A 15365-nucleotide genomic window follows, 5' to 3' on the forward strand; every position below is an offset into this window, starting at 1 on the left:
CGGGCGGGGCCGGCTTCGATGGTCGGTCACTCCGGCAGCGGCTGGCCGCGGGTCTCCGGGGCGAACGGGACGACGAGGAGGCCGAGGACGTAGATGACGCTGAGGCAGAGGGCCGCGGGGCGGATGGGGGTGGCGTAGCCGAGGCCCGCGAAGAGGTGCGTCAGGCTGCCCAGCACCAGCGGGCCGGTGGCCGTGATGTAGCGGGCGATGTTGTAGCAGAAGCCCGTCCCGGTGGTGCGGAGCCGCGTCGGGTAGAGCTCCGGCAGGTAGACGATGATCACGCCGAAGATGCCGCACGTGCAGAATCCCAGCAGCGGCAGCATCCAGTAGACGTCGGCGCCCCTCGAGAGAGTCCCGAAGACGATCCAGACGGAGGCCATCGCCATCGAGTAGGCCAGGGCGAAGGACTTCCGCCGGCCGAACCGGACGGCCACGAACGTGCAGAGGGGCGCCCCCAGGAACGAGCCGACGTCCTGCAACATCGTCCCCCAGCCCACGAGCCGGTCGTCGGCCTGCTTCCATGAGGTCGAGAGCGCCGCGGCCTCCTCGGGCGTGGCGGCCGATGCGCGGGCCAGCGCGTCCAGGTCCCGGGCCGGCGTCCCCGCGACGGCCGCGGCCTGCCGCCGCTCGGCCAGCATCCCGGCGCGGACGAGCTCCGGCGTGAACAGGCCGATGCTCCAGAGGCCGATCTGGCCGACCATGCCCAGGGTCATCCCCACGAGCGTCCGGCGCCTCAGGATCGGGTCGCGGAAGATCGCCCGGATGTCTCCCAGCCGGAGCTCGGATCCGGGCGGGGATGGAGACCCGTCGGACGCTTCTTCCCTCGCCCGGTCGCGGGCGCGGACCCAGCGGTTCGGCTCCGGGACGCGGGAGCGGATCAGGATGACCAGCAGGCTGGGGATCGCGCCGAAGAGGAACAGGATCCGCCAGCCGGCGATCCCGCCGACCGCCCCCTGCGGGCCGACCAGGAGCGACAGGCCGGAGCCGATCATCGCGCCGATGGAGGAAGCCGCCTGGACCAGGCCGAGCGTGAAGGGCCGGGCCCGCGCGGGCATGGCCTCGGCGACGAGGGCCACCCCCGCGGCGTATTCGCCGCCGATGCCCATGCCGCAGAGGAATCGATAGAAGGCGAACTCCGGCCACGAGCGGGCGAGCCCCGAGAGCGCGGTGAAGGCGCTGTAGAGCACGATCGTCCAGGTCATCGTCCGGACCCGGCCGTAGCGATCGCCGAGGAGCCCAAAGACCAGCCCCCCGGTGGCCCAACCCGCGATGAAGTACCCGGTGGACCAGAAGGCGTAGGTGGGGAGCTGCCCCGCCTCGAGCCCCGGCAGCAGGCCCCGCAGCGCGGGGGTCCGCGCCACGACGAAGATCCGCTGGTCCATGGCGTCGAACAGCCAGCCGAGCGCGGCGGCGGCGAGGATCCAAACGTGCGCGCGAGTCAGTTCATCCCACCCGCGGCGGCTCGGCGGGTCGCCCGCGGTCGTCTCGGTGCGCGTCATCGCGGCCCATCCCATCCGTGACATCAGTCGGGATCGGTCATCCGGCGGTACTTGCCGGCGTAGTAGAGCAAGGGCTCGCCGCCGTGGTGCTCGCCGCCGACGATCTCGCCGACGAAGATGAAGTGATCGCCGCCGGGGAGGACCTCGGTCACCCGGCAGTCCAGGTAGGCGAGGCTGCCGGCCAGGATGGGGGCCCCGGTGACCCCCGGCAGGAGGGACAGGCCCTCGAAGTCCTTCGGGCCGGGGGTGGCGAACCGCCGCGAGACGTCCTCCTGCTCGAGCGTGAGGATGTTCACGGCGAAGCAGCGGTTGGCCTGGAGGAAGTCCAGCGAGTGGGCCCTCTTATCCACGGCGACCAGCACCAGCGGCGGATCGAGCGAGAGCGAGGCCACGGCATTGGCCGTCAGCCCGTGCGGCCCCGCCGGGCCGCCGGTCGTCACCACGGTGACGCCGGTCGCGAAATGTCCCATGATCTTGCGCTGGCGGGCCGGGTCGAATGCCATCGGGTGCATGCCTCGCGGGTCGGGGTCGGTCGGTCGGCTCGTGGATTGTACACGATCTCCGATCGCCTCCGCGATCCGAGTCGAGCCGGGCCGACGTGGCGTCCCGTCCGGCCTCAGCGGCGGATGCTGCCGACGAGGATCTCCCCGAGGTCCCAGCGCCGGACGAGGCCGTCGTTGCCCCCGGTGACGAAGCCGGACGAGCCCTGCGACAGGGCGAGGGCCTTGACCCAGCCGGAGTGGGCCTGGAACTCGGTGACCCGCGAGAGGGTGAGGGTATTCCAGATGCTCAGCTTGCCGTCATCCTCGCCCACCAGCAGGTGGTTGCCGTCGGCCTCGAATCCCAGGCAGGTTGCGGTGAAGCTCCCGGTCCTGAGGAAGCCGCGGTTCCGCCCGTCGGGGAGGTTCCAGACCTGGACGCCGTGGGTGCAGAGCGAGGACGCGGCCACGGTCCGGCCGTCGGGGGAGAAGGCCACGGCCAGGACGACCTCAGGAGACGTGGCGAGGGTCAGCGGAGGGGCGGTCGGCCGGCCGACATCCCAGATGCGAACCGCGCCGTCCTCGCACCCGCACGCGAGGCTCCGCCCGTCCGGCCCGAAGGCCAGCGAGGTGACCGGCCGGTCGCGGACGTCGAGCGAGGCCTCCGGCTGGCCGGTGTCCAGGTCCCAGACCCGGACTCGCCCGTCACCGCCGGCGGCGGCGATCCGCTTCCCGTCGGGTGAGAGGGCCATCGCCAGGACCATCTCCTCGCCCCCCTTCAGCGAGGCGAGGTTCGCGCCCGTGCTCATGTCCCACAGGGAGATCGTCCCGTCCACGTTGCCGGCGGCGAGCCTCCGTCCGTCCGGCGCGACGACCAGGCAGCGAGAGCCCGTCGGCTTGTGCTCGGGCAGCTCCCTGCTGGCCCACTCCGGCCCCTCGGCCTTCTGCCAGACCGTGATCGATCGGTCCCGCCCCGTCGCCGCAACCCGGAGGGAGTCGGGCGATACCGCCACCGAGGTCACGTCGGCGCCCAGGCTGAAAGCGCCCCGGCCCGGGGGGGGCGCCGTCGCGTCTTCGGTCTCCGGCCAGACCAGGGGGAGCACCACGAAGACCAGCACCAGGACCGCCAGCACGGGGGATGGTAGCGAGGCCCACGGCCTTCGCCTGCGCCTCGACGTCGCCCCTCCTCGGGATCCCGATCCGAAGTCGGCCGAGACGGCGCGACCATCCGGAGCATGACGCAGCATGAGATGCCCCTTCCTTGAGCTGGTGGGACTGTGGACTTCGTCCCCCGCCTCATTCAATTCTAGGTCATCGTCGGCCGTCGTGAAGCGGTGAGCCCCCCCGCGCCCGCATTTCCTTATCGATCGAATGATCCAGGGCTCTTGATCGCACCTCGCCCGATTCTCGTCAAGGCGAGCCTTCGAAAGCCGACGGCCCTCGCCCGGTGGTCCCGAGGAGGGCCGTCGTGCCTTGCCGATGTCCTGGAGCGTCATCGGCGCCGCGGGCGGCCTCGGAATCCGCCGCCTCAGTGCGAGTTGTTGGCCGTCACGCCCGGCCAGTCGTCGGTGCGGAACGGGGTCAGCGGCAGGCCCACCTGGCTGTACAGGTTGCAGACCGGGTTGTCGGCCCAGGCGTAGCGAACGGCGGCGGGCTCGGAGACGGCGTCGGCCCAGACCTCGATCGTGTCCGGCCCCGTGATCCGCGCCTGCGCCTTGACGAACTTGCGGTCGGCCCCGGCGACGGCGAATCCCCGCGGCTCGTCCACGTCGAAGGGCCGGAAGCCGCCGTCAACGTGGTCGAAGGTGAGGACGGCCTTGCGGCCTTCCACCTTCGTCGACCGGTAGGTCGGGCTCTGGCAGGGGACGCGGATCCCGTAGTCCTTCGCGAGCGCCCACCGGGCCAGCCGCTTGGCGACGTCCTGCTTGTTCCGCGGGTGGATGTCCTTGCCCTCGCCCAGGTCGATGATCACGGCCTCGCCGGTGTGGGGGAGCTTCAGGGTCATCGTCTGGGCCTCGCGGAGCTCCGCCCAGCCGCTCTCGGACGGATCGGCCTTCTCGCCCATGAAGTCGGCGAGCTGGACCCAGTAGAACGAGAAGTCCCCCTGGCCCCAGAGGTCGCGCCAGGTCTCGATCATGAGCGGGAACATGTGGCGGTACTGGTAGGCCCGGCCGGAGTTGGACTCGCCCTGATACCAGATCGCGCCGCGGATCCCGTAGCCGATCGTGGGCAGCAGGGCGCCGTTGTAGATGTTCCCGGGGCGGAAGTTGCCGTGCATCAGTTGGTCCGGGTTCATCGGCTCCTTGGGCTCGGGCTTGCCCTCGGCCTTCGCCTTGTCGCGGGCGGCCTGCCAGTCCTGGTGGGCCTTCTTCGCCTGCGGGTAGTTGGCCTCGATCCCGGCCCAGTGGTCCAGCAGCGGCTTGTACTGCGGGTCGGCGGCGAGCTTCTCGCGGGGGATCCACGCCTCGCAGGCGGAGCCGCCCCAGGCGTCGTTGATCAGGCCCACCGGCACGCCCAGGGTCTGGTGGATCTGGCGGCCGAAGAAGTAGCCGACGGCCGAGAACCCGCCGACGGTCTCCGGCGTGCAGACCGCCCACTTGCCCTGGAAGTCCTTCTGCGGCTCCTGCGTCCCCTTGTTGGGCACGGTGATCAGCCGGATGCCCGGGAACTTCGCCGACCGGATCTCCAGGTCGGCGTCGTTGGCGCTGCCGACGTTCCACTGCATGTTCGACTGGCCGGAGCAGATCCAGACCTCGCCGGAGAGGACGTCGCTGAGGGTGACCGTGTTCTTCCCCTTGATCGTGATCGTGTACGGGCCGCCGGTCTCCAGGGCGTCGAGGCTCACCTCCCACTTGCCGTCGGCGCCGGCCTTCGCGGACTTGGACTGGTCTCCCGGCGAGACGCCGACGGTGACCTCCTCGCCGGGATCGGCCCAGCCCCAGATCCGGTCGGCCTGGCCGCGCTGGAGGACCATGTGGTCGCCGAAGATCGCCGGCAGCTTCACGTCGGCCCGCGCCGGGGCCGGGGCCATCGCCAGCACGGCCGCCGCCGCCAGCAGGGCCGCCGCGGGCGCGGACCGGCCCGGCGTCGCAATACGTCGCATCGGATCGAGACTCCCTGATTGAAAGGAAGGACCAGGCCCGGAGCCGCCGGCCGGCCGCACGGAGCCGGCCCGCCCGGCCGGGCGAGACCCCCTCAGTCTAGGGCATGCGCGGGCGCCCCCCAAGGGGCTGGTCGCTCGGGACGGCTCACCACGACGAGCCGCCGCCGCCGCCGAAGCCGCCGCCGCTGGATCCGCCGCCGCCGAAGCCGCCGCTCGACCAGTCGTAGCCGCCGCCCCGGCCCCCGGAGTCGATCTCGATCCGCGGCTGGGTGGGGAACGTCTGGTTCATCATGTAGATGGAGCGGTCCAGGTCGTTGATCAGCATCCAGGTGGAGAAGTCCATCGGCCGCGCCGGCTGATACCAGTCCGGGGGCTGGAGGTACAGGTGCTCGAACGCCTTGCCCCACCGCTTCGAGAGGCCGAAGACGATCGCGTAGGGGAGCAGGCGCTCGAAGATCCCCTGGCGCTCCTGCTCGCGGATGTCGTCCACCTCCGCCCGGCGGATGTACTCCTGCAAGCCGGCGATCTTCTCCCAGGCGATCCGCCCCTTCTTGGTCCGCCGGGGCATCACCCGGCTGGTGACCAGGATCGTCAGGAACGAGAGGACCCCCGCGATGATCAGCGGCACCGGGAAGACCCGGCCGACGAGCGCGAGCTGGATCACCGCCGCGGCCGCCAGCACGGCCAGGAGCAGGAAGATCCCCAGCCCGAGCGAGGCGCCCCGGACGGTCTCCGGGTTGCCGTCGAAGTAGCGGTCCCGGCTCAGGCCGCCGTAGAGCTCCCCCTTGACGCGGGCCAGGACGGGGTAGAACTTCTCGCGCAGGTCGCTCAGGAGCACGTCGTCCCCGCCCTCGAAGATCTTGTTGTAGAGCAGCCGCTCGAAGCCCTTCAGGCCGTCGGCCGGCTTCTTCTTGAGGAACCGGTAGTCGCCCCCCGTGGAGAACCACGAGCCGGACTTCTGCTCCTCGATCTTGAGATACCCGCGGACGGCCAGGTCGACGATCGTGGCGGAGATGTCCCGGAGGTCCACCTTCTCGTCGATGAGCGTGCCGACCTCGGCCGGGCGGAGGCCGTCGGGGGCGTCATAGTTGACGACGACGGTCCCCATGCCGGCCAGGTCTCTGCCGCGGAAGAACCAGGCGAGGAAGCAGGCGGCCAGCGTGAGCGGGAACACCGCGTAGGGGAAGTTGTCCGTGAGCCACCAGGTGAACTCCTTCCAGCGGCCGGGGCGGGCGACGGCGTCCGACGGCATCGTGATCGCGACGGTGATCCCCTCCCGAGGCCGGAGTCGGCCGGTCGAGAACTCGATCGTCCGCGCGTCCACCATCCGCTTCTGGAAGTCCTTGCCCCCCTTCATCCCGTAGGAGCCGGTCCAGGCATCGGAATCGGATTCGAAGTCGTTGAGCTCCCGGGGCAGGTGCACGAGCACGCGGGTCACCTCGATGGGGACCTCCCACTCCGTCCCGGTGGCATTCCAGCGGAGGACCGCGAAGTTCCCGTCCTGCCAGGCGTGGTTCCCCTCCCAGAGGATCGCCCGCTCCACCCGGTAGCGGATCCGGTAGCGATTGAGCCCCCGGACCACGTACTCCGGGCTGCCGATCCGGATCTTCATCAGGTTGTCCTGATGGGAGACCGAGGTCTGGTAGTCATGCCCCGCGCCGTCGTCCACCCCGAGCAGCCGGACCCGCAGGTCGTACTCGTGCATCGCCACGGCGTAGCGGACGGGGATCTCGCGGAGGATTCCGTGCTTGGCGACCTGGAAATCGGCCTCGATCGTCTCGGTGACGTCGACGGTGGCGTCCGGGCGGATGTTCATGTCCGCCTCGAAGGAGCGGATCAGCCAGCCGCTGTCCGCGCGCGCCGGGTTCGGGGCCGAGGCGCAGGCGAGGAGCCAGGTGATCCCCAGGAGCATCGCCGGTGCGGGGAACCGTCTCACGGTCGTCGTGTCTCCTCTCGTCGACCCTCGGGGCCGGCCTCGCGTCAGGGGGTGCCGGGCTTCGACTCGGCCGCCGCGCTCGCGGCGGCGGGGGGGGCGAAGTCCACCTTCGGCGCCGCCCGCTCCGCGTCGTCGAGCTGGAAATAGGGCCGCTCGCCGAAGCCCATCGCCGAGGCCACCAGGTTCGACGGGAAGCCCTGGACCAGCGTGTTCAGGTCCCGGATCACCGCATTGTAATACCGGCGGGCGTACTGGACGTTGTCCTCGATCTCCACGAGCGACGATTGCAGCTCCTGGAAGCTCCGGCTGGCCTTCAGGTCGGGATAGGCCTCCGCCACCGCGAAGAGCCGGCCGACGGCCGACGAGAGGTTCCGCTCCGTGTCCCCGCGCTGGGGGACCGACGCCGCCTGCGTGGCCCTCGTCCGCGAGTCGACCACGCTCTCCAGCGTGCTCGACTCGTGCCGGGCGTAGCCCTTCACGGCCTCCACGAGCGCCGGGACCAGGTCCCACCGCCGCTTGAGCTGGACGTCGATGTCGCTCCAGGCCCCGTCGGCCCGCTTGCTGAGGCCGACCAGGCGATTATAAGTCCACGCGACGTAGAAGAGCGTCAGCGCGATCACGCCGCCGAGAATCCACCAGAACACGAGCTCCCCCTCCCCTTCGCCCGGCGTGATGGTCGCCCCGCCCGCGTCAAGCAGTCTACACGAGAGCGCTCGGCGGGCAAAAGGGGCGTGCGAGGCGAGGGATGTCAGGCCGCACCCCCGCCGGAGCCGGCTCAGGGCGGGACGTTGTACGTGTCCGGATTTCGAGGAGGTCGGCGAGGGATCTCGAGGGGCGAACCCGTTTCGCCAACCGAGGCCGACGGGCGCGAATCCCTCCCTCGCCCGTGAGCGGGCGAGCGTGAGAAGGGAATGGTGGCCTGGTCAAGTTGCTGGCGGTGAGTTCTGTCGCGCTATTTTCGCTCGACTCCTTCGCGTGTGGCATTCGTCCTGTAGGGCTTCTTGGCGCGATACAGGTCGATGCGAGCCCGGCACTCGGTCCGGGCGTCGCCGTCGTTCAGCAGGCCGAAGGCCCGCTCCCCGGTCGCGACGGCCGAGTCGAACTTGCCGTCTTCCGCGTATGCAGCCGCGAGCGTGTCGAGGGTGAAAGGTTCGCCGCCGGTCAGCTCGACCGCCTTCATCGCGGCTTCCACCGCCCGCTTGCCGTTGCGATGAGCGGCGTCAGGGCTGGTCGCCGAGACCCAGGCGATCCCGTTGTATCCCAACGCGAAACCGGGATCGAGTCGCACGGATTCCTCATAATCGGCCAGGGCCTTCGAGAAGTCATTCCGGAATAGCCACCCGTTCCCTCGGCTGTAGCGGGCCGCCGCGGACTTCGGGTCGAGACGCACCGCTTCGTCATAGTCGGCCAGTGCCCTGTCGTATTCCTTCTTGTCGAGCAGGGCGTTCCCCCGCACGCGGTAGGCCGGCGCGAAGGCGCGATCGATCCGGATCGCCTCGCTCGCGTCGGCTATGGCCTCGTCGTTGTCGCCGCCGTCCTTGCGGAGCGAGCCGCGGTCGGTGAAGGCCCTGGCGGAAGGGCGGGATCGGATCTCCCCGGATAAGTAATCGGCCGCCCGTGCGATCGGGATCGCATCGTCGGTGGCTACCCACCCCCTCTCCGGGATGCGCTCGCTCCGAAGGAGGAGCCTGGCGCCCTCGACCCGATCCACCCGGTAGATCCTGTTCGTCCGCAGGTCCCGGCCGGCCGGGACCCCGGCAGGCTCCGCCGCCGCATCGTCCGGGCCGTCGCCCTTCAACGCGGCGCCGTATCGCAAGATCACGCGATCCGCGACCTTCGGGCCGGCGGAGGGGACGCCGGCCCCGACCGGGGTCCGCTCGACGAGCGACTCGACCGCCGCGTCGAGGCGGGCCACGTCCGTCGACCCCACGACCTTGTGGCGGATGACGCCGTTCGCATCGATGACGTAGAGGGTCGGCCAGCTCTGGACGTTCCAGCTCGAACCGATGGTCCCCGGCCAGTTGCCGTCGACCCAGTATCGCCAGGAATTCCCCTCCTTCTTCATCCGGCCTCGGACTCGCTCCCTGGCCTCGATGGGGTCGCTGTTGATCCCCAGGAAGACGAAGGGCTTGCCCTCCATTCGCTTGATCAAGGCCCGTTCGAACGGATAGAGCGTCCGGCAAGGCCCGCACCACTCGCCCCAGAAGTCGAGCACAACGACCTTGCCCCGGAACTCGCTCAGCTTCATCGTCCCGCCGCGGTCGTCCTCGCCCGTGATCTCGGGGGCCGTCTTCCCCACGCCGAGGTGGTGGATCTCGAAGAGGCCTTCCCTGGCGACCTCGCCGAGCGGGCCATGCTCCCCCTGGATGTCGGCGAATTCCCGGAGGACGCGATCGAAGAGGGCTTCGGACTCGCCGTCGAGCGCCGCGGCCCCTTCCTTAGAGCCGGCATGCTCGGCCTCGAGCTTCAGCTTGCGTGCGAGCGAGAGGCAGGCCTGACCCTTGGCCTCGCGGCTGGGGTTTTCGGCCAGGATCGCGCGCAGTATGGCATCGCCCCTCGGCGGTGCGATGTAACCGATCTGGGTCGCCAGCGAGCCGATGGCCGGATCGCGGACGTGGTCGGCCTTGATCGTTTCGAAGGCCCTCTCCGCGAGCGGCCCCCGCGAATAGACGGCGACCCAGACCAGGGCATCCAGCGCCGTCGGGTCCCGGGGGGCTTCGCGCGCGATGCGGTCCATCTTCTCGGCGAAAGTCGCATAGTCGAAGGGCTGCCTTCGGAGCTCCAGTCGCTCCGCCTCGGACTTCTTCTCGGCCTCGGCCCGATAGCGGGCCCGCTTGGCGTCGTCGAACTCCTTCAGGACCGCCTTGTAGCGTTCTGCGGGGGTGGCAACGCGGGCGTCCGGCGGTTTGGAATCCTGCGGCCCGTCCGCCCGGGCCGGCGCGGCCGGATGGATCGCGAACAACGTGACGATCGGCAGGAGCCTGCGCATCGTGAACCTCTCCGGGTGTCAATGGTCGGGCCGGCGTCTCGGCCGGGTCGCGCGTGCGGAAGCCGGCCGCTGGGTCAGTACTGATCGGCGCTGAGGACCTCGCCGCCGGACCTCGTGGAGAGGGACTGATAGACGCCCACTTGCGTGCCCGGGTTCACCGTCAAGACGCCATTGGTGAGCGTCACGCCGATGGGGAAGCCAGTGGCCGGGTCGAACCTCCAGGTGTTGATCGAGTCCTTGATGAACTTCACCGAGCCGTCGGCCATGGCGAAATTGGCCCCGCCGGGATGGAACGATGAGGCCGAGTCGGACCATGCGTCAGACTGCTGCTCGGCGGCGTCCGCGATCTTGTTGAATGGGTTGAGCGGATAGAGCGTCGTGGTCAGGGTATCGGATCGCGCACCGTCGGCCCATTGCGAGACGTAGTCCCGGTTGTTGGCGGGGAACTTGCCGTTGGCGCGTTCGGCGAACAGGAAGGTATTGCTCGTCCCGTCCGTGATGCTGTTGATCCCTATGCCCCGGTTATACGTGAAGACGCCGTTGATCCCCGCGTACACGGGCTGCATCGTCGCCGCGTTGGGGTCCTTGTATCCCCCGTAGAAGTACGAGTCCGGATAGTAGGTGCCGAAGTTCCCCCCATAGCTCGTGAACCGCACGATCAGGTGCAGGGGTGGGTCCAGGAAGTCGCCGTAATCGAAGGTCCGGCTGATCTCCGAATCGCTGGGGCACCAGAGCGTGGAGAGCCCGGTGGCGAAGACGGTGAGGTTCGGCGCCGTGTAGATGCTCCTGGTGAAATTCACGGAATTGAAGAGCGGCTGCTGTTCGAACTGGGCGAGCGCCGAGACGAACACGCTCTGATTCTGAGTGAATCCGTACATCTTCCGGTCGTACATCAGCGGAGAGCCGATCGGGAACACGTCGCTGATCGAGTGATAGTTGTGCATGGCCAGCGCGATCTGCTTGAGGTTGTTGGTGCACTGTGCCCGTCGGGCGGCTTCCCGGGCCGACTGCACCGCGGGCAAGAGGAGCGCGATCAGGACCGCGATGATCGCGATCACGACCAAGAGCTCGATGAGGGTGAAACCGGCTCGGCGAGGATCGTGGGTCTTCATGAGAACTCCTGGGTTCGAGTTTCGCGTGACGGAGGGCTCGACGGGCCTCCCCCCTCGGTGGACGTCCCGATCAGCGTTTCTTCCCGGCTCGCTTCGGCTCGGATATCGCACCCTTCTTGGCGGCCGCCTCGGTGATCCGGGCCAGGTGGCTGCCGGCGGGCGGAGGCCCTCCCGCGACGGTGGCGGTGCGGTCCCTACACCCCAGGGCGGCGGGGAGGAACAGCGGCGAGGCCCAACGCAGAAATCGCCTGCGATTCATGAGGACATCCTCAAATCGTGTGGGATTGCAACGTCTCCGATCCATCGATCGGGAGCGGACGACTCATGGTCAGAATCCGACGTTCGGCTTCCCCCCGGGGAGGCCGGGTGCCCCGGGGCTGGCGGCGATCCGGCCGAAGGTGCATAGGTCTTGGAGGGTGGGCAGTAGCTGGCGGATCGGCTGGGCGCAATCGGGATACCGCTCGGCGACGGAGTCGAGGTCGACCGCCTCGCCGGCATCGAGCCGCTCCGAGATGAGCATGGCCACGTCGGCGAGCCGCGTCTCTGCCGCGCCCGGGTCGGGCGCGGGCCCGTCTCGTTGCATCATGATCCCGGCTCCAGGATCGCGCGGATCCGCATCACGGCGCGAAGGTGGCGCGTCTTGACCCCCCGCTCGCTGATCCCCATGGCCTCGGCCATCTCGGCGATGCTGAGGCGTTCGATGTAACGCATCGCCAGCGCCTCGCGGTCGTTGGGCGAGAGCGACGCGAGCGCATCCTTGACCTCCTCCCATCGCTCCTGCTGCATCAGTCGGTTGCTGGGGCTGGTGTCGTTCGCGGCAAGATGGCGGACCAGGTCGATGGCCGATTCGTCGGAGAATTCCGGCGTGGTGTTCTCGCGAAAGACCGTGCGGCGCTGGGCGAAGAGGTGCTGCCGATGGGCGTCCCGGATGTGCTCCGCCGCCAGCAGGCGAAGCCAGCCGAAGAACGGCAGGGTCTGGCTGGCCAGATACCTGTCCAACCGGCAGGCCGCGTCGGCGAGCGTCTCCTGGACGATATCCGACGGATCGAGCCTCGAGGCCAATCGGCGATCGAGCCGACAGGCCACCATGCGCCGGAGGTAATCCCGGTATCGCTCCAGCAAGTCGCGACGAGCACCTTGATCGCCCCGGGCGGCCCGCTCGATCAACTCCCGGGATTGCCCCACTGCCTCGGTCATCGTGATCGGCCCTCGGTCCTGGTATCTAAACTGGGAGAACGGCGAGAAAGGATTCACCGAAAAACGGGAATCCTCCCGGTGCCCATGTCGCGGACCATCCGCGGCGGCCGACGACGTTTCCCGACCGGCGAGCAGCGAGTACGCCCGCGGGCCTCCCTACCTCAAGGCCCCTCGGGAGCGGGGCCCGGGGCTTGCGCCTGCGTTACGGTTCGCAGCAGGCCCTCCGCCTCATCGAGCCGGCCGCGCGACCGGAGCAAGGAGGCGAGCCGCCTGGTCGACTTCACGGTATATCTGTGGTCGGCGCCGACGACGCGTCGGAGGGCGGCGAGGCATGGGCGGAGCATCGTCTCGGCCTCGGCGATCCGATCCATCCTCCTCAACACCTCGGCGAGGTTGGAAGTCGCCACCAGGGTGTTGATGTGCTCAGGGCCGTGCACCTCGACTTCGAGGGCTGCGCACTCTCGCAGGAGCGACTCCGCCTCGTCCAACTTGCCCCGATGTTCGAGGACCATCGCGAGGTCATTGAGCGCCGTCAGTGTCCTCGCGTTCTTCGGGCCCAGGGCGACCTTCGACTCGTCGAGCCACCGCCTGCCGATGGCCTCGGCCTCGTCAAGCTGGCCCCTGGCCATTCGCAGCCTGCCCAGGTGCTGCAGCGCGTCGAGCGTGACCGGGTGACGCGGCCCGAGGGAGGCGCCACCCTCGTCGAGCGCCCGGAGCACCAGCGGCTCGGCTTCCTCGAACCGCCCCAGGTGGGTGAGCAGGTCGCCGAGGTTGGACATCGCGTCGATCCGCTCGCTCGCCTCCCGATCCGGCTGCCGGAGCAGGATCGCGTAGGCAGCCCGCCAGCATGCCTCCCCCTTGGCGTAGTCTCCCAACTCGTGATAAATCTGGCCGAGGGCGCTCTGGATCGCGACCTCGACGTCGGGCTGGTCCCGGAACGACGGGCCGACCTCGTCGGCGGCGCGGTCGATCGCCTCGCGCAGCGTCACGCGACTCGCCCCGTCGTAGTTCCATGGGGACGCCTGGCCGAGCAGCTTATCGACCAGGAAGCGATTGATCGCGTCGGCCTTGGCGGCCTGGGCGAGCGCCTTCCTCTCCGCGGCTTGCGCGGCCAGCCAGTTCCAGGTGATCCCGCCAAATCCGACGATCAGGGCCAGCACGAGTGCCGCCGTGAGGCCGGCCGGCACGGGCTTGCGTCGGCACCATCGCCCCGCACGCCCTAGTAACCGGACCGGTCGGGCCGCGATGGCCTGCCCATCGAGGAATCGCTCCAGGTCGGCGGCCAACTGCTGGGCCGTCTCGTAGCGACCGGATGCCTCCTTGGAGAGCGCCTTGGTGACGATCGTCGCCAGGTCGATCGACACCGCCGGATTGAGCCGACGGATGGGCTCGGGCTCCTGTTCGGAGATGCGTCTGATGATCTCGGCACCCTCCGAGCCGACGATCGCGGGCCGCAACGTGAGCAGCTCATAGAGCGTGGCGCCGAGCGAATAGATGTCGGTGCGGCGGTCGATCAGGGCACGCTTGCCGCGGGCCTGCTCGGGGCTCATGTAGCGCAAGGTCCCGGGCAACTCCCCCGTCGTCGTCAATCCGGCGCCGCCTTTCACCTCGGCCATCCCGAAGTCGGCGACCCATAGATCGCCGTGGCGATCGATCAGCAGGTTGGCGGGCTTCACGTCCCGATGGACGATCCCCTGATCGTGCGCGTAATCCAGCGCCTCGGCCGCCTGGATCCCCAGGCGGGCCACGGTGCGGTGATAGGCACGCCCCCGAATCGATCGCAGCGTCGAGGGGTGGAGATCCGGCCGATCCGGCCCGTCGCCGAGCTCTCCGGATGTCGGCTTGCTATCCGATTCGCGGCCGTTGGGGGCGAACCGGCCCGTCAAGAGCCCCATCGCCAGCACGCTGGGAGTACCGCTCGATGCCCCCCCCTCGTCGCGCTCGCCGCCCGGTTCGAGAAGCCCCCTGATCTCCCCGATGAGCCGGGCCAGGCTCACTCCCTCCACGAGCTGCATGGCGAAATACGGGACTTCGCCAGTTGCATCGACGGCGTGGATGGGGACGATCCTTGGGTGCTGGAGCAGCCCGGCGACCTGGGCTTCGAGCTGGAACCGCTTCAATGCCTTCTGGTCGGCGGCCGCCGCCAGGGGCAGGATCTTGAGCGCCACCTTCCGGCCGATCGAGACCTGGCACGCCTCGTAAACGATCCCCATCCCGCCACGGCCGATCTCGCGCACGATCCGGAAGTCGCCGAAGATCTTGCCCCGGGCCGGATCGATCCCTTCCGGATCGTCCGAAATCCGGTAGCCGTCGGCGAGTCCGCCGGCATGCTCGAGCGCGGCCAACCCTCGCAGCGTCGGCAGCAACCGGCGAAAGGCCTTGTCCCACTCGGGATACTCGGCGACGAGCTGATCGATGTCGACCGTTTCGCCGGCCAAGGTCCGCTCCGAGAATTGCTCGACGATCTCCAGCAGCTCCGCATCGAGGCCTTCGTCGCCCCAAGATGCCGCCCCAAACTCCGGGGCTTTCGGCGCATCGTCTCCAATCGCGGCCTCCCCGGCGGGGCTCGTTGCGATCGTACCCGCGATCCCCGGCAAGATCGCCCCCACGAGACCGCGATGCTCATCGTCCCGCGGCATCGCGCGGACCCTCCGCGAGTATTGGCTCATCGTCGAATGAGGAAACCAGCACAATTCGCCACCACGAACCGAGGCCAAGGCCGACCTCGGCGGTTCGCGTCCGTCCTACCGGGACCGATTCATCATCCCTCACGCGTAGGCATGGCAGGGAGTGGATCCGTTGGAGAGCCCGGCCATCGTTCTGAGAAGAGGGGCAAGATGTCCCGGCGTTCGGACCACCTTGATTTTGGTAGAAATCCCCACTTTTCCTATAGGGCTATTGTAGTATATCGAAGGCTCGTACTCGAATCAAGACCATGCGAACGCACCATGAACCTCTCACGCGGTCTGTCACGCACTTCTAGCCCGCATTTCTCACCCATAGAATTCGGAGTGCTCGTCGAGGGTGGCGGACAGGCGGAGGCGAGGTTA

At 69.1% G+C, this 15365-nt stretch carries 12 protein-coding genes; all 12 read right to left on the reverse strand.

The window, feature by feature from the left end; all coding sequences use genetic code 11:
• Positions 1-26: 26 nt before the first annotated feature.
• The 12 genes from G6O54_RS31605 to G6O54_RS31660 all read right to left on the reverse strand — a co-directional run bounded on the left by G6O54_RS31605 (position 27) and on the right by G6O54_RS31660 (position 14954).
• Positions 27-1499, reverse strand: a complete 1473-nt coding sequence (locus G6O54_RS31605) for an MFS transporter (protein ID WP_165232953.1) — start codon at positions 1497-1499, stop codon at positions 27-29.
• Between the two features lie 23 nt (positions 1500-1522).
• On the reverse strand, positions 1523-2002 hold the full coding sequence (locus tag G6O54_RS31610; RefSeq protein WP_165232956.1) for a flavin reductase family protein: 480 nt from the start codon (positions 2000-2002) through the stop codon (positions 1523-1525).
• Positions 2003-2115: 113 nt separating this feature from the next.
• Positions 2116-3225, reverse strand: a complete 1110-nt coding sequence (locus G6O54_RS31615; protein WP_165232959.1) for a WD40 repeat domain-containing protein — start codon at positions 3223-3225, stop codon at positions 2116-2118.
• A 281-nt stretch (positions 3226-3506) separates the two neighbouring features.
• Positions 3507-5081: a sialate O-acetylesterase gene (locus G6O54_RS31620; RefSeq protein ID WP_165232963.1), complete on the reverse strand. Its 1575-nt coding sequence runs from the start codon at positions 5079-5081 to the stop codon at positions 3507-3509.
• Positions 5082-5226: 145 nt separating this feature from the next.
• Positions 5227-7017 carry a DUF2207 domain-containing protein gene (locus G6O54_RS31625; RefSeq protein ID WP_165232966.1) on the reverse strand — a complete coding sequence of 597 codons (1791 nt, stop codon included), beginning with the start codon at positions 7015-7017 and terminating at the stop codon, positions 5227-5229.
• 44 nt (positions 7018-7061) lie between these two features.
• Positions 7062-7661, reverse strand: coding sequence for a LemA family protein (locus G6O54_RS31630; protein ID WP_165232969.1), 600 nt, complete (start codon positions 7659-7661; stop codon positions 7062-7064).
• 308 nt (positions 7662-7969) lie between these two features.
• Positions 7970-10006, reverse strand: coding sequence for a redoxin family protein (locus tag G6O54_RS31635; protein WP_165232971.1), 2037 nt, complete (start codon positions 10004-10006; stop codon positions 7970-7972).
• 74 nt (positions 10007-10080) lie between these two features.
• Positions 10081-11118, reverse strand: coding sequence for a DUF1559 domain-containing protein (locus tag G6O54_RS31640; RefSeq protein ID WP_165232974.1), 1038 nt, complete (start codon positions 11116-11118; stop codon positions 10081-10083).
• 70 nt (positions 11119-11188) lie between these two features.
• The gene (locus G6O54_RS31645; RefSeq protein ID WP_165232977.1) at positions 11189-11377 is read right to left on the reverse strand and encodes a hypothetical protein; all 189 of its coding nucleotides are present in this window, start codon (positions 11375-11377) and stop codon (positions 11189-11191) included.
• A gap of 69 nt (positions 11378-11446) precedes the next feature.
• The gene (locus tag G6O54_RS31650) at positions 11447-11704 is read right to left on the reverse strand and encodes a hypothetical protein (RefSeq protein ID WP_165232980.1); all 258 of its coding nucleotides are present in this window, start codon (positions 11702-11704) and stop codon (positions 11447-11449) included.
• A complete protein-coding gene (locus G6O54_RS31655) occupies positions 11701-12315 on the reverse strand; it encodes a sigma-70 family RNA polymerase sigma factor (protein WP_165232983.1) in 615 nt (204 codons plus the stop codon). Before G6O54_RS31655 ends, G6O54_RS31650 begins: the two co-directional genes overlap by 4 nt.
• A gap of 161 nt (positions 12316-12476) precedes the next feature.
• Positions 12477-14954, reverse strand: a complete 2478-nt coding sequence (locus tag G6O54_RS31660; protein WP_165232986.1) for a serine/threonine-protein kinase — start codon at positions 14952-14954, stop codon at positions 12477-12479.
• Positions 14955-15365: the final 411 nt, after the last annotated feature.

The sequence above is a fragment of the Aquisphaera insulae genome, from assembly GCF_011064615.1.
Lineage (GTDB): Bacteria > Planctomycetota > Planctomycetia > Isosphaerales > Isosphaeraceae > Aquisphaera > Aquisphaera insulae.

Coding starts and splice junctions, on each gene's coding strand:
- G6O54_RS31605 (WP_165232953.1), bottom strand. CDS start 1,499: ATGACGCGCACCGAGACGACCGCGGGCGACCCGCCGAGCCGCCGCGGG.
- G6O54_RS31610 (WP_165232956.1), bottom strand. CDS start 2,002: ATGGCATTCGACCCGGCCCGCCAGCGCAAGATCATGGGACATTTCGCG.
- G6O54_RS31615 (WP_165232959.1), bottom strand. CDS start 3,225: ATGCTGCGTCATGCTCCGGATGGTCGCGCCGTCTCGGCCGACTTCGGA.
- G6O54_RS31620 (WP_165232963.1), bottom strand. CDS start 5,081: ATGCGACGTATTGCGACGCCGGGCCGGTCCGCGCCCGCGGCGGCCCTG.
- G6O54_RS31635 (WP_165232971.1), bottom strand. CDS start 10,006: ATGCGCAGGCTCCTGCCGATCGTCACGTTGTTCGCGATCCATCCGGCC.
- G6O54_RS31640 (WP_165232974.1), bottom strand. CDS start 11,118: ATGAAGACCCACGATCCTCGCCGAGCCGGTTTCACCCTCATCGAGCTC.
- G6O54_RS31645 (WP_165232977.1), bottom strand. CDS start 11,377: ATGAATCGCAGGCGATTTCTGCGTTGGGCCTCGCCGCTGTTCCTCCCC.
- G6O54_RS31650 (WP_165232980.1), bottom strand. CDS start 11,704: ATGATGCAACGAGACGGGCCCGCGCCCGACCCGGGCGCGGCAGAGACG.
- G6O54_RS31655 (WP_165232983.1), bottom strand. CDS start 12,315: ATGACCGAGGCAGTGGGGCAATCCCGGGAGTTGATCGAGCGGGCCGCC.
- G6O54_RS31660 (WP_165232986.1), bottom strand. CDS start 14,954: ATGCCGCGGGACGATGAGCATCGCGGTCTCGTGGGGGCGATCTTGCCG.